Raw genomic sequence first — 13448 nt, forward strand, 5'->3', positions numbered from 1 at the left:
GGGCAGCGGGTCAGAGCGGGGTGACATCGGTGGGAAAGCGGTGGAGCGGGCCGGGCGTGCGGGAACCGAGCGGCGCCATGTCGCCGTCCGCGCCGTGCCGGGCGAGCAGGTCGAGCGCGAGCCGGCCGCGCCGTACGCGCTCCCGGGCGGTGCTCAGGGTCAGGTCCCGCAGATGGGTGCCGTAGGGGTAGATCCCGGGGGCCTTGGACAGCCCGAACTTCAGATAGAGCGGTGCGCCGCGCCGGATCAGCTCGGCGACCTCGTACATCCGCACGTACCCGCCGAGGTCGTCGGGGGCCTCGATGTACATGTCCATGGGGGCGGCGGAGATCCGCCGGATCTCGGTGAGGTGACCGAGCGTCAGGTCGCTCGGCACGTTGACCGAGTCGGCCCCGAGGTGCTCGTACACCGCGTACGCGGCCGGGTTGACCGGGCCGATCAGCGCCGAGACCTTGAGCGTGGTGTCCGCCGGGATGATCCCCGCGGTGCGCGCCCGGTGCAGGGTCCACAGCACCCCCTCGTCCGCGACGAGCAGGCACTTCACCCCCAGCTCCGTGGCACGGACGGCGTCCTCCACACAGCCGGCGACGGCGTCGTGACCGCGGGCGCGCAGCCCCCCGCCGCGCGAGTCGGTGCGGACCGAGGCGCCGATGTCCCAGGTGCCGCGCGGACCGGTGAACAGGCAGAGCTCGATGTCGCGTTCGCCGGTGGCCTCGACCATCTCGGTGATCTCGGCGTCGGTGAGCATCCAGACACCGCTGCCCTGGCTGATCCGGTGGATGGGCACGTCGAGCCGCGAGGACTCCTTGAGCACCGCGGCCAGCGCCTCGGGTCCCTCGACGGAGGGCACCTCGGTGCGCCAGCGGCCGCCTCCCGGGAAGGCGTGCGGCGAGGCGTCGGCGGGGGAGAGGGCGGGCGCGCCCAGGCCGAGCGCGGCGAGCGCCCGCTCGCCGGGTCGCCGGGCTGCCGTGGGAGAGGCATCGGTCGTCACAAGCCGTCCTTCATGTTCGATATTTCGGACAAGGTTCGCGTCTTTGGGTGTGCTGAGGCCCGGGGAGTACGCCGGTACGGGGCTGTCAGGAGGCCCCGCACCGGCGTACGGCTCGGGCGGTCACGGTTTCAGCAGGACCTTGCCGACCTCGGGGTCACCGGACCCCACCAGCTCGATCGCCTCCGCGAACGCGGCGAGCGGCAGCTCGTGCGTCACCAGGGGCGTCGGGTTCAGCAGACCGGCGCCGAACACCCGGACCGTGTGCGCCCAGGCCTCCGGCGGTGCCCCGAACACGGTGTGCACCTCCAGTTGCCGTACGACGAGGTCGGTCGGGTCGAGCCCCTCCGCGCCGGGCGCCGGGATCCCGGTGAGGACCAGGCGTCCGCCGCGCCGCAGCAGGGAGGCGGCGGTGCGCGCGGCGGACGCGGACCCCGCGGTCTCCACGACGACGTCGAAGCCGCCGGGGAGTTCCTCGTCGCGGGTACGGAATCCGGTGGCGCCGAACTCCTTCGCCAGCGCCGCCCGGTCGGGGCGGGTGCCCACCACGAGCAGCTCGGCGGGGGAGCCCGCCCGGAGGAACTGCACCGCGAACATCCCGAGCGTTCCGGTGCCCACCACGGCCACCCGCTCACCGGGCAGCGCGTTCGCCTTCAGCGCGGCAGCCGCGACGCAGGCGGCCGGCTCCAGCAGGGCGGCGGCGGTCAGGTCGGCGGCGTCGGGCAGCACGTGCAGCAGCCGGGCCGGGAGCGTCAGCGTGGCCGCCATCGCGCCGGGAACGGTGAAGCCGGTCTCCTCGTACCCCGCCGTGCACAGTGTCGTCTCGCCCGCGTGGCAGCGGTCGCAGACCTGGCAGTTGCGGAAGCCCTCGCCGACGACCTTGCGGCCGGTGAGCGTCGCGGGGACACCGGCACCGACCTCCTCGACGGTCCCGGACCACTCGTGGCCCGGGGTGAGGGGGTAGCGCACGTACCCCTCGGGCCGGTTGCCCTGGTAGACCTCGCGGTCGCTGCCGCAGATGCCGACCGCGTGCACCCGCACGAGTGCCTCGCCCGCCGCGGGCCGCACCGGCTCGTGCGGGACCAGCCGGTGCTCGCCGGGCCGGTCGACGACGACCGCGGTGCTCATCCGTCCGCCTTGGGCCTGCGCTGCTCCCAGCCGTCCGCCCAGAGGTCGAACCGGGCCTGCTGCTGCGGGAACTCGGCCGCCGCGTCGACGTCCAGCTCGACGCCGAGGCCGGGCTCGTGGGACAGCTCGAAGTAGCCGTCCACGACCTGCGGGGCGCCCTTCACGACCTTCTTGATCTCCGCGTCCGCGAAGTCGTTGAAGTGCTCCAGGATCTTGAAGTTCGGTGTGCTGAAGCCGACTTGGAGGGAGGCGGCGGTCAGCACCGGGCCGCCGACGTTGTGCGGCGCCACCAGGACGTAGTGCGCCTCGGCGGCCGCGGCGAGCTTGCGGGTCTCCCAGATGCCGCCGATGTGACCGACGTCGGGCTGGATGATGTCGACGGCCTGGCTCTCGAAGAGTTCGCGGAACTCGATCCGGTCGTGGATCCGTTCACCGGTGGCGACCGGGATGTCGACCTTGGCGGCCACCTTCTCCAGCGCCTTGAGGTTCTCCGGCGGCACCGGCTCCTCCAGCCACGCCGGCTGGAACGGCGCGAGCTCGCGGGCCAGCCGGACCGCGGTGGACGGCGAGAACCGGCCGTGCATCTCCAGCATCAGCTCGGTCTCCGGACCGATCGCGTCGCGCACCGCCTCGATGAGCGACACCGAGTAGAGGGTGGCCTCGTGGTCCAGCTCGAAGTGGCCGGTGCCGAACGGGTCGATCTTCAGGGCCCGGTAACCGCGCGCGACGACCTCCTGCGCGGCCTTGTGATAGGCCTCCGGGGTCCGTTCGGTGGTGTACCAGCCGTTCGCGTACGCCTTGACCCGGTCGGTCACCTTGCCGCCGAGGAGCTGCCAGACCGGCACCCCGAGCGCCTTCCCCTTGATGTCCCAGCAGGCCATCTCGATGACGGCGATACCGGACATCACGATCTCGCCGGCGCGGCCGTAGTCGCCGTACTTCATGCGGCGGACCAGGTCCTCGACAGCGAAGGGGTCCGAGCCGAGAATGTGATTGGTCCGGGCCTCGTGCAGATAGCCGATCAGCGCGTCGGTGTGGCCCAGCATCCGGGTCTCGCCGACTCCGGTGATGCCCTCGTCGGTGTGCACCTGGACGTAGGTCAGGTTCCGCCAGGGTGTCCCGACCACGTGTGTGGTGATTCCCGTGATGCGCACGGCAGTTGCCCCCTGTGCTTCTCTGTTCGAAATTTCGTCACACGTTCGAAATGCTGGCGTGACAGTAAGGAAGCGGCCCGGGGGGTGTCAATGGTTCGCGCACAGAACGGTTTCGACGGGCCTCGCGCGGGACAGTGTGGTGCGGCGGGCCGACGTGCGGGGAAGGGGTGTGCGGGCCGCTCGGATGGTGCGGATGGAGGGAAATGGGCGGGGGTGTCGCCTACCGCCGTGCCGGAACTCCCGGTTCCGCACAGAACTTTCACAGGCGCGCCTAGGAACGTTACCGAGAGCGAACTTAGTCTTCCCGCGTCATGGACTACTGCCACGCGTGCCGACGGCACCTCAACGGCGCCCTTGCCTGTCCCGGGTGCGGCACCCCGGTCGAGGCCCTCCGCGTCGAAGAACCCCGGGTGCCCGCCGAACGGCCCGGCGCGCGGGAACGCGATGCCGGCCCGGCCTACGGCGCCGCGTACGGCGCGGGAGCCGCGTACGGCGACAACACCTCCTACGGCGCGGCAGCCCCGTACGGCGACAACACCTCGCACGGCGCGGCAGCCCCGTACGGCGACGGCGGCTCGTACGACGACGGCACCTCGTACGACGACGGCAGTTCGTACAGTGCCGACTCCGGCTCCGACCCCGTCCCCGGCGACAGGAGTTCAGGCGATCCGGGGGACCCCGGTGATCTCGATGATCCGGAGGCGCCGGACGCGGAGGGCGGTACCAGCCGGCGTGACCGCAAGGCGGCCGCGCACCGCAGGCGCCGCCGCCGCACCCTGTTCGTCGTGGCCGGCTTCGTCCTCGCGGCGGGCGGCCTGAGCCTCGCCGAACTCGGCGTCGACGCGCCCGGGTTGGGGCCCAGCCCGGCGGCGGCCGGCGGCGAGTCGCCCGACGGTTCGGCGGCGGAGGCGAAGGACGCCGCGCAGCCGAAGGACGGCACTGCGGCCCCCGGTGACGCCTCGGCGGGCCGGACGCCCGACGCCTCGGCCTCGCCCTCGGCCTCCGGTTCGCCCTCCGTGTCCGCGTCCGCGACGAGCGCGAAGGACACCAAGGACGTGCAGTCGGCGACCGCGGGCACGCTCCCGGACCGGCCCTCGACGGCCGCGCCCGCCCCCTCGGCCCCCCATACCTCCGCCCCCGCCACGACGGCCCCGACGGCCTCGGCCGCGCCGCCGAAGCCCAGCCCTTCGGAGACGTGCAGCCGCTTCCTGTGGTGGTGCGCCTAGGATCCGCCGTTCGGATCGGGCCGCACCGGCAGGAGCGGCCTTCCGGGCCTCCCGCGCCCCGCGTGCGGGACGCTCAGCCCGTGGCGCCGTCCGGCTCCAGCATCCTGGACAGCAGGTCCCGCAGGGTCAGCCGCTCCTGCTCCGACAGGCCGGCGAGGGGTTCGCGGGCGAACTTCAGGGAGTCGCGCAGACCCCCGGCCACCGTGCGCCCCTCGGCCGTCGCGGCGGCCAGCTTCACCCGGCGGTCCGCCGGATCGGGACGACGCTCCACCAGCCCCCGCGCCTCCAGCCGGTCCACGATCCCCGTGACGTTCGACGGCTCGCACCGCAGCTTCTGCGCCAGACGGCGCATGGGCAGCGGCTCCAGTGAGAGCAGGCTCAGCAGCCGCGCCTGCGCGCCGGTCAGGGCGTGCTCGGCCGCGGCGTCCTCGTACTCGTCGTGGTAGCGGGCCACGACCGTGCCGATCAGCTCGACGACCTCCACGGTCAAGGGGTCGATCCGGGGTCTCTTCTGGGTGGCCATGCCTCCGAGCGTACCCCGTTACTTGACATCATGAAATATTCAGGCGCATGGTTGTTTCAGGTAATGAAGTACTTGTTGCCGTCGATGCTCCATCGCTGAAACCGCCAGAGCCGCTCGCCCCCCGTGAAAGGCGCACCCTCATGTCCGAGACCCCCCAGCTCCCCGCCGTCAACCGTGAATGGCACCTGGTCAGCCGTCCGGTCGGCTGGCCGAAGCCCGAGGACTTCGCCCTGGTCGAGGCCGAGGTGCGGCAGCCGGGGCCGGGTCAGGTCCTGGTGCGCAACGCGTACGTCTCCGTCGACCCGTACATGCGCGGCCGCATGAGCTCCGCCAAGTCCTACGTCGCGCCGTTCGAGCTGGGCAAGACCATGCAGGGCGGCGCGGTCGGCGAGGTCGTCGCCTCGAACGCCGAGGGCATCGCCGTCGGTGACCACGTCCTGCACTTCCTCGGCTGGCGCGAGTACGCCGTCGTGGACGCCAAGCAGGCCGTCAAGGTCGACCCCGACGCCGCGCCGCTCTCCACGTACCTCGGCGTCCTCGGCATGACCGGCCTCACCGCCTACGCGGGGCTGCTGCGCGTCGCCTCCTTCAAGGAGGGCGACTCGGTCTTCGTCTCCGGCGCGGCCGGCGCCGTCGGCAGCCAGGTCGGCCAGATCGCCAGGCTCAAGGGCGCCTCGCGCGTCATCGGCTCCGCCGGCTCGGACGAGAAGGTCAAGCTCCTCGTCGAGGAGTACGGCTTCGACGCGGCCTTCAACTACAAGAACGGCCCGGTCGCCCAGCAGCTCCGCGAGGCAGCCCCCGACGGTGTCGACGTCTACTTCGACAACGTGGGCGGCGACCACCTGGAGGCGGCGATCGGCTCCCTCAACCGGGACGGCCGCATCGCGATCTGCGGCATGATCTCCGTCTACAACAGCACCGAGGCCGTCCCCGGCCCGAAGAACCTGGCCCGCCTGATCCAGACCCGCGGCCGCATCCAGGGCTTCCTCGTCGGCGACCACTACGACCTCCAGCAGGAGTTCGTGCGGGAGGTCGGCGGCTGGGTCCGCTCCGGCGAGCTGAAGTACAACGAGACGGTCGTCGAGGGCGTCGAGAACAATCTGGAGGCCTTCTTCGGCGTCCTGCGCGGCGACAACACCGGGAAGATGATCGTCAAGCTCTGACCTGTGCCGACCTGCTCCGACCCGTCCTGACCCACTGGGACGCGCGGCGCGTCCCGCCCCCGGCCCGCCACGGCGGCCGGGGGCGGGCCTGTCGCCGAACTTCCGACATGCGATAACTTCTTTCCGAAGTCGTCGCGATCGTGGGCGCGAGTCGCGACCGGCCAAGGAGGAGCGCACCGTATGTCCATCCAGCAGTCCGAGGTCCTGTACACCGCAGTCGCCACCGCCGAGAACGGCCGTGACGGCCGCGTCGCCACCGACGACGGCAAGCTCGACGTCGTCGTCAACCCGCCGAAGGAGATGGGCGGCAGCGGCGCCGGAACCAACCCGGAGCAGCTCTTCGCCGCCGGGTACAGCGCCTGCTTCCAGGGCGCTCTCGGCGTCGTGGCCCGGCAGGAGAACGCCGACATCTCCGGCTCGACCGTCACCGCGAAGGTCGGCATCGGCAAGAACGACGACGGCTTCGGGATCATCGTGGAGATCTCCGCCGCGATCCCGAACGTCGACGCCGGCACCGCCCGCGCGCTCCTGGAGAAGGCCCACCAGGTCTGCCCGTACTCGAAGGCGACGCGCGGCAACATCACCGTGACGCTCGCCTGACGGCGTTCGTCGCACGCCACGGAGGCCGCACCCCGGGACGCGGGGCGCGGCCTTCGGCGTGCGCGCGACAGGTCCGGTGCCGTGCCCGGCGGAAACCCGTCGCCACCGCCCCGTGCTGCCCCGCGCGGCACCCCGATAGGGTTCCCCCATGCGTGATCTCGGGGTGGGTTTCGGTCATCTGTTGCGGGGCCAGCGTTGGGTGGTCCGGCACGGCAAGCAGTACGGGTTCGGCCTGCTGCCCGGCCTCATCACGCTCGTGCTGTACGCGGCGGCGCTGGTCGCGCTCGCCACGTACGGCGAGGACCTCGTCACCTGGTCCACCCCGTTCGCCGACCACTGGGCCAGCCCCTGGTCCGGCCTCTTCCGCGGCTTCCTCACCGCCGTTCTGTTCGCCCTCGCCCTGCTCCTGGCCGTCGTCACCTTCACCGCCGTCACCCTGCTGATAGGCCAGCCCTTCTACGAGAACCTCTCGGAGAAGGTCGACCGTGACGTCTCCCCGGACGGCACCGCCCCCGAGTCGGGGCTGCCGCTCTGGCGGGAACTGTGGATCTCCGGCCGCGACAGCCTCCGGATCGTGGTGCGGGCCGCCGTCTGGGGCGTGCTCCTCTTCGCGCTCGGCTTCGTGCCGTTCGTCGGCCAGACCGCCGTCCCGGTGCTCGGCTTCTTCGTCACCGGCTTCTTCCTCACCGAGGAACTCGTCGCCGTCGCCCTGCAGCGCCGCCGGGTCGACCTGCGGGCCCGCCTCACCCTGCTCCGCTCCCGCAAGACGCTGGTCTGGGGCTTCGGCACCCCGCTGGCCCTGGCGTTCGTCGTGCCGTTCGTCGCGGTCTTCCTGATGCCGGGCGCCGTCGCGGGCGCCACCCTGATGGCCCGGGACCTGCTCGGCGAGGAGACCGGCGCGGGCGCGAGCGACGCCGAGGTCTCCGCCGCGGCCTCGGCGGAGGAGCCCGCCGCCTCCTGACCGGGCGGGCCCCGGCGGCCTCGCCTCCGGTTGGCGGCCTCGCCTCCGGTTCAGTCGCGCGAGCGCTCCGCGCCGACGGCCGGTGTCCCGGCCCCCGCGGCCACCGTCAGGATCGCGCGCACCTGGGCCACGATGTCGAGGCGGTTGCGCACGAAGGCGGGGTCCGTCACCGCCCCGGTCGCCGGGTCCGTGTTGCCGGCCCCGAACTCCAGCACGGGCGTGTGGACATGGCCGCCCGGCAGACCCGCTCCCAGGCCGAGCCGGTCGCGCAACAACGTCGCCCGGTAGGCGATCTCGTTCGACAGATAGTCCCCGCCGCCGCCCGCGCGGGCCTGCGACCCCGCGGTCGGTCCCTCGGGCCGTACGACGGGACCGGTGCCCCCGGCCGGGATCTCGGTCACCGAGGTGTGGTCGTAGACCGGGAAACGCCCCGTCCGCGCGGCGACGATCCGCGCGTACGGGAGGGTCGTCGACGTCCACTGGGGCTGCGTCGCCGGGTCGGTCACCGGCACGGTCCCGGTGCTGGAGGCGTTCTCGTTGTCCGGGAAACCGCCCCGCCAGGCCCCGTTGACGCGCTCCACGTCGAACCGGCCGACGCGGCCCTGGCTGATGGTCGTGAACAGGTCCACGTGCGGGAGGTACGGCCGCAGGGCGCGCTCCACCACGCCCTGCGCGAAGTCCCGCCAGCGGACGGGGAAGACGACGGCCTCCATCCGTGCGGGTCCGTCCGCCGTCCGGATGGTCGTACCGTCGAGGGCCAGCGCGGTCGCCCCGGAGGGGTTGGAGATCCGGACGTCCCGGTCCAGGGTGAACGGGTCGAACCCGGTGATGAGGATCCGCTTCACCCCCGCGCGCGGCGGGAAGCGCACGGCGTCCTGGCCGCGTGAGCTCTGTTCCAGACCGTCGAGCAGGCGGGTGCGCTGGACGTCGGTCATCCCGAACACGGGCCGCCACTGCCGGACTTCGCGGGTCATGCCGAGCCGGGCCCAGTACAGCGGGCGGTCGTCGTCCCGGCTCAGGTCCCCGCCCGCGGGTTCCCGGCCCTGGACCCGGTCGACCGCCCGCCGCCACAGGCGCGCACCCTGCCGGCGGGTCACCCGCTCGGCCTGTGCGTACGACCCCGCCCGCTCCAGTGCCCGCGCGAACTCCGGTGCCACCGCGTCGAATCCGGAGCGCCGCAGGATCTCCTGGGGCGCCGCGCGGTCGAGCCGCCCCTCCTCGGCCGTGGGAGCCTCGGCGGCAGTGGCGGACACGGCCGGCAGGGCCGAGGCGGCGGGCGGCGCGGCGAACCCCGCGAGCAGCGCCAGCCCGAGACAACCGATCCGAACGCGCAGACCATTCAAGGGAGTTCGGGCCTTCCGTCGCGTGGGGGTGCAACCGGACGGCGCCGAGTATCCCGTGACGCGAGGGGCGTACGCCATGGTGCGGGACTCACGTGGCCGAACCACGCCGGTCGTCGTACGTCGGAGAGCGCGTACGCCGCCCGCGTCGAACCTGTTGCGCGAGGAGCGTCAGTTCTCGCCCAGCAGCGTGAGGAAGTCGCGGAACGCGGCCGGCATGTCCACCGACTCCGGGTCCAGCAGCCACTGGTACTGGAGCCCGTCCATCACGGCCACGAGCAGCGGAGCGGCGCGCTCCGGCGTGAGACCGCTCGGCAGCCGCTCCCCGTACTCGGCGCGCAGCACCGAGGCCATGTTCGCGCGGACGGCGGTGTAGCGCCGGGTGAAGAACTCGCGCGCCGGGTGGCCCTCCGTGACGCTCTCGCCGAGCAGCGCGGAGAAGGTCTGGATGATGCCGGGCCGCATCGCGTTGTACTCGACCAGCGACACGAGCAGGTCGGCCCGCCACGCGCTGTCCGGCACGGCGTCCCACTGGTCGCGCTCCTTGAGCACGGCGACGAGCAGCGCCTCCTTGGTCGGGAAGTGGTGCAGCAGGCCCTGCTGGGTGAGTCCCACGCGTTCGGCGACCGCGGCGAGGCTCGCGCCCCGGTAGCCGCGCTCGGCGATCACCTCCAGCGCCGCACGCACGATCTCCGCGCGTCGCTCCTCACTCCTGGTCCTGGTCGCCATGGCGTCACCGTACGGCATCCGCCCCCACCGATTGTAACGGCAGGATAACGAAACCTACCGATCTACAGGTAACCGATGCAGGATGGGGCCACAGACGGCTTTAAACGAGGAGGTGCCGCCATGGCGGAGACAGCGGTGGAGACGGCGAAGGACCGGCAGGACGCGGCCCGCGAGGCCGCCGTCGAGGCGGCCCTCGCCCGCCTCGACCTGGACGCGAAGGCCCGGCTGCTGTCCGGCCGGAACATGTGGACGCTGCCCGCACTCCCCGAGATCGGCCTGCGGTCCCTCGTGATGTCGGACGGCCCGATCGGCGTCCGCGGCGTCCGCTGGACCGCGGACGACCCCTCCGTCGCGCTGCCCTCGCCCACCGCGCTCGCCGCCACCTGGGACCCGGAGCTGGCCCGCCGCGCCGGCACGCTCCTTGCCCAGGAGGCCCGCCGCAAGGGCGTCCACGTCCTGCTCGCCCCGACCGTGAACCTGCACCGCTCCCCGCTCGGCGGCCGGCACTTCGAGGCCTACAGCGAGGACCCCCTGCTGACCGGCGCGATCGGCAGCGGCTACGTCCGGGGCGTGCAGTCTGGCGGCGTCGCGACCACCGTCAAGCACTTCGTCGCCAACGACGCCGAGACCGACCGCTTCACCGTCGACAACCTCGTCTCCGAACGCGCCCTGCGCGAGCTCTACCTGGCGCCCTTCGAGACCATCGTCGAGAACGCCCACCCCTGGGGCATCATGACCGCCTACAACCAGGTCAACGGCACCACGATGACCGAGCACCGCTACCTGGTGAACGAGGTCCTGCGCGGCGAGTGGGGCTTCGACGGCTTCAACGTCTCCGACTGGATGGCCGGCCGCGCCACCAAGGCCGCCATCGAGGGCGGCCTCGACGTCGCCATGCCCGGCCCGCGCACCGTCTACGGCGCACCGCTCGCCGCCGCCGTCAGGGCCGGCGAGGTGGAGGAGGCCACGGTCGACACGGCCGTGCGCAACGTGCTGCGGCTCGCCGCCCGCGTCGGCATCCTCCAGGGCGCCGAGCCCGTCGTGACCGAGCCGCCCGCGACCGTCGACGGAGAGGCGCTGGCCCGCGAGATCGCCCGCCGCGCCTTCGTCCTCGTCCGCAACGAAGGCGCCCTGCCGCTCGCGGAGGGCCGGCGCGTCGCTCTCATCGGCGCCGCCGCCCGCGACGCCCGTGTCCTCGGCGGCGGCTCCGCGACCGTCTTCCCCGCCCGGGTGATCTCGCCCCTCGACGGCCTCACCGCCGCCCTCCCCGAGGGCACGCTCAGCTACGCCGTCGGTGCCGACCCGACCGTCGAACTCCCCGTCGCCGACAAGGGGTTCGAGCTGCGCGCGGTCTGCCGCGACGCCTCCGGCGCGGTCATCGGCAGCGGCTCGGCCCCGAACGGCCAGATCCAGTGGATGGGTGACGACCTGCCCGAGGGCGTCACCCACGACACCCTGCGCACCGTCGAGCTGACCGGCACCTTCACCCCGCGCGACACCGGCCTGCACACCTTCGGCGTGAAGGGCCTCGGCGCGTTCACCCTCACCGTCGACGGCACGACGTACTTCGACGACGTCCAGGGCACCGACAAGGACGACCCCTTCATCACGTTCTTCGGCGCCCCCGTCCCGCGCGGCCAAGCCGAACTCACCGCCGGACAGCCCGTCGAGGTCTCCCTCACGTACGTCGTCGCGCTCCCCGAGGACATCCCGATGAAGGTCGTCGGCTTCTCGCTCGCCCACCAGGAACCGGTGCGCGACGCCGACGAACTGATCGCCGAGGCCGTCGAGGCCGCCCGCGCCGCCGACACCGCCGTCGTCGTGGTCGCCACCACCGACCGCGTCGAGTCCGAGGGCTTCGACCGGGCGGACCTCAGGCTCCCGGGCCGCCAGGACGAGCTGGTGCACGCCGTCGCCGCCGCCAACCCGAACACCGTCGTGGTCGTCAACTCCGGCTCCCCGGTGGAGCTTCCGTGGCGCGACGAGGTCGCCGCGGTGCTCCTGAGCTGGTTCCCCGGCCAGGAGGGCGGCGCCGCCCTCGCCGACGTCCTCACCGGCGCCCACGAGCCCGGTGGCCGTCTCCCCACCACCTGGGGCTCCCTCGCCGACGCCCCGGTCACCCGGGTCGCCCCGTCCGACGGTGAACTGCCCTACACGGAGGACGTGTTCATCGGCTACCGCGCCTGGGAGAAGGAGGGCCGTACCCCGTCGTACGCCTTCGGCCACGGCCTCGGCTACACCGACTGGACCTACGAGGCGATCGAGGTCGAGGACACGACCGTCACCGTCCGTGTCCGCAACTCCGGCGAGCGCGCCGGACGCGAGGTCGTCCAGGTCTACCTCGCCCCGGGGGAGCCGGACGCGGAGCGGCCCGCCCGGGTCCTCGCCGGATTCGCCGGCGTGGAGGCCGGTCCGGGCGAGAGTGCCGAAGCCGTCGTGGAGCTGCCGCGCCGCGCCTTCGAGATCTGGGACACCGCCGCCGGCGGTTGGGCGTTTGTGAAGGGTTCGTACGAGGTTCAGGCAGGGCGTTCCCTCACGGACCCCCGGCTGCGCACGATCATCGAGGCGTAACCGGCGCACGCCCCTCCGACCAGCCCCGGTCCGGAACCTGACCTCCGGACCGGGGCTCGCCGTTCTCCGCGCTCCGTACGCTAGGGCCGCGTGGAGAACGCGTACACCGTCTGCGACCGGTGGACGGCGCCGGGCCGCAGCTCGGTGGTCGGGAACTCCGGCCGGTTCGGCGAGTCGGGGAAGTGCTGGGTCTCCAGCGCGATCCCGTCGTTGGGCGCGAACGGGGCGTCCAGATGGTCGGCGGTGTAGAACTGCAGGCCCGGTTCGGTGGTCGCCACGGTCAGCACCCGCCCGGACTCCGGGTCGTACAGCTCGGCCACCTCGACCGGACTGTCCGTGATCCCCTTGTCGAGCACGAAGTTGTGGTCGTACCCCGCCCCCGTCTTGCGCGCGGTGCGGAAGTCGAAGCGGGTGCCCTCGACGGACTCCAGCTCCCCAGTCGGGATGAGGTCGGCGTCGACCGGCGTCAACCGTGACGCGTCGAGCCGCAGTTCGTGCCCGATCGCACTGCCGGACCCGCTCAGGTTCCAGTACGTGTGGTTCGTCAGGTTCAGCACCGTCGGCGCGTCGCTGACCGCCTCGTAGACGATCCGCAGCGCGCCCCGCTCGTCGAGCGTGTACGCCGCGGAGACCTCCACGCGGCCCGGGAAGCCCTCCTCGCCGTGCGGGCTGACCCGGGAGAGCCGCACCCCGTGTTCGAGCGGCTCCGCGTCCCACACCCGCTTGTCGAAGCCCCCTTCGCCGCCGTGCAGCGAGTTGGGCCCGTTGTTCGGCGCCAGGTGGTAGGTCGCCCCGTCGAGCGGGAAGCACGCGCCGCCGATCCGGTTCGCGTACCGCCCCACCAGGGCCCCGAGATACGGTTCCGGGTGCTCCACGTACCCCGCCAGGTCGGAGAAGCCCAGCGTGACGTCGAGGGCCCGCCCGTCCCGGTCCGGCACCTCGGCCGACTGCACGATTCCGCCGTACGTGAGCACACGCACCCGGACCCCGGCCCGCTCCAGCGTGAAGCGGTGGACGGGGGTGCCGTCGGAAAGTGTGCCGAAAAGTTCGCTCATGACGGAAACC

Annotated in this window: 12 protein-coding genes; 5 read left to right on the plus strand and 7 right to left on the minus strand. The window is 72.7% G+C overall.

Features of this window, described 5'->3' with window-relative positions:
• Positions 1-10 precede the first annotated feature (10 nt).
• From ABZT74_RS20205 to ABZT74_RS20215, 3 genes are all read right to left on the minus strand, one after another.
• Positions 11-991 carry a hypothetical protein gene (locus ABZT74_RS20205; protein ID WP_355863708.1) on the minus strand — a complete coding sequence of 327 codons (981 nt, stop codon included), beginning with the start codon at positions 989-991 and terminating at the stop codon, positions 11-13.
• Positions 992-1111: 120 nt separating this feature from the next.
• Positions 1112-2116, minus strand: coding sequence for an alcohol dehydrogenase catalytic domain-containing protein (locus ABZT74_RS20210; protein WP_356436574.1), 1005 nt, complete (start codon positions 2114-2116; stop codon positions 1112-1114).
• Complete coding sequence (locus tag ABZT74_RS20215; protein ID WP_356436577.1) at positions 2113-3270, minus strand: mandelate racemase/muconate lactonizing enzyme family protein; 1158 nt, start codon at positions 3268-3270, stop codon at positions 2113-2115. The genes ABZT74_RS20210 and ABZT74_RS20215 overlap by 4 nt, the downstream gene beginning before the upstream one ends.
• Before the next feature lie 311 nt (positions 3271-3581).
• Here ABZT74_RS20215 and ABZT74_RS20220 point away from each other — a divergent pair, with 311 nt between their 5' ends.
• Positions 3582-4496: a hypothetical protein gene (locus tag ABZT74_RS20220; RefSeq protein ID WP_356436580.1), complete on the plus strand. Its 915-nt coding sequence runs from the start codon at positions 3582-3584 to the stop codon at positions 4494-4496.
• Between the two features lie 73 nt (positions 4497-4569).
• Here ABZT74_RS20220 and ABZT74_RS20225 read toward each other — a convergent pair whose 3' ends face one another.
• Positions 4570-5019 (minus strand): MarR family transcriptional regulator, encoded by a 450-nt coding sequence (locus tag ABZT74_RS20225; protein ID WP_356436583.1) that lies wholly within the window; start codon positions 5017-5019, stop codon positions 4570-4572.
• A 140-nt stretch (positions 5020-5159) separates the two neighbouring features.
• Between ABZT74_RS20225 and ABZT74_RS20230 the strand changes: the two genes are divergently transcribed.
• The 3 genes from ABZT74_RS20230 (at position 5160) to ABZT74_RS20240 (ending at position 7743) form a co-directional block, all read left to right on the plus strand.
• Positions 5160-6182 carry an NADP-dependent oxidoreductase gene (locus tag ABZT74_RS20230; protein ID WP_356436586.1) on the plus strand — a complete coding sequence of 341 codons (1023 nt, stop codon included), beginning with the start codon at positions 5160-5162 and terminating at the stop codon, positions 6180-6182.
• 180 nt (positions 6183-6362) lie between these two features.
• Positions 6363-6782, plus strand: coding sequence for an organic hydroperoxide resistance protein (locus tag ABZT74_RS20235; protein WP_355863720.1), 420 nt, complete (start codon positions 6363-6365; stop codon positions 6780-6782).
• A gap of 148 nt (positions 6783-6930) precedes the next feature.
• Positions 6931-7743 carry an EI24 domain-containing protein gene (locus ABZT74_RS20240; protein ID WP_356436589.1) on the plus strand — a complete coding sequence of 271 codons (813 nt, stop codon included), beginning with the start codon at positions 6931-6933 and terminating at the stop codon, positions 7741-7743.
• 50 nt (positions 7744-7793) lie between these two features.
• Here the strand turns inward: ABZT74_RS20240 and ABZT74_RS20245 are convergent, their stop codons facing one another.
• Both ABZT74_RS20245 and ABZT74_RS20250 read right to left on the minus strand, forming a co-directional pair.
• Entirely contained in the window at positions 7794-9086 is a 1293-nt protein-coding gene (locus ABZT74_RS20245) for a pyroglutamyl peptidase (RefSeq protein ID WP_356436591.1), read from the minus strand.
• Positions 9087-9254: 168 nt separating this feature from the next.
• The gene (locus ABZT74_RS20250; RefSeq protein ID WP_356436593.1) at positions 9255-9830 is read right to left on the minus strand and encodes a TetR family transcriptional regulator; all 576 of its coding nucleotides are present in this window, start codon (positions 9828-9830) and stop codon (positions 9255-9257) included.
• A 102-nt stretch (positions 9831-9932) separates the two neighbouring features.
• Between ABZT74_RS20250 and ABZT74_RS20255 the strand changes: the two genes are divergently transcribed.
• Positions 9933-12383 (plus strand): glycoside hydrolase family 3 C-terminal domain-containing protein, encoded by a 2451-nt coding sequence (locus tag ABZT74_RS20255; RefSeq protein WP_356436595.1) that lies wholly within the window; start codon positions 9933-9935, stop codon positions 12381-12383.
• A gap of 80 nt (positions 12384-12463) precedes the next feature.
• On the opposite strand, the gene ABZT74_RS20260 is transcribed toward ABZT74_RS20255, so the two are convergent.
• Positions 12464-13438, minus strand: a complete 975-nt coding sequence (locus tag ABZT74_RS20260; RefSeq protein WP_356436597.1) for an aldose epimerase family protein — start codon at positions 13436-13438, stop codon at positions 12464-12466.
• Positions 13439-13448: the final 10 nt, after the last annotated feature.

The organism is Streptomyces sp. NPDC005302 (assembly GCF_040607345.1).
Lineage (GTDB): Bacteria > Actinomycetota > Actinomycetes > Streptomycetales > Streptomycetaceae > Streptomyces.

Bases quoted from the DNA above. Each gene is read 5' to 3' on its own strand.
- ABZT74_RS20210 (WP_356436574.1), bottom strand. From the start codon at position 2,116: ATGAGCACCGCGGTCGTCGTCGACCGGCCCGGCGAGCACCGGCTGGTC.
- ABZT74_RS20220 (WP_356436580.1), top strand. From the start codon at position 3,582: ATGGACTACTGCCACGCGTGCCGACGGCACCTCAACGGCGCCCTTGCC.
- ABZT74_RS20225 (WP_356436583.1), bottom strand. From the start codon at position 5,019: ATGGCCACCCAGAAGAGACCCCGGATCGACCCCTTGACCGTGGAGGTC.
- ABZT74_RS20230 (WP_356436586.1), top strand. From the start codon at position 5,160: ATGTCCGAGACCCCCCAGCTCCCCGCCGTCAACCGTGAATGGCACCTG.
- ABZT74_RS20235 (WP_355863720.1), top strand. From the start codon at position 6,363: ATGTCCATCCAGCAGTCCGAGGTCCTGTACACCGCAGTCGCCACCGCC.
- ABZT74_RS20240 (WP_356436589.1), top strand. From the start codon at position 6,931: ATGCGTGATCTCGGGGTGGGTTTCGGTCATCTGTTGCGGGGCCAGCGT.
- ABZT74_RS20250 (WP_356436593.1), bottom strand. From the start codon at position 9,830: ATGCCGTACGGTGACGCCATGGCGACCAGGACCAGGAGTGAGGAGCGA.
- ABZT74_RS20255 (WP_356436595.1), top strand. From the start codon at position 9,933: ATGGCGGAGACAGCGGTGGAGACGGCGAAGGACCGGCAGGACGCGGCC.
- ABZT74_RS20260 (WP_356436597.1), bottom strand. From the start codon at position 13,438: ATGAGCGAACTTTTCGGCACACTTTCCGACGGCACCCCCGTCCACCGC.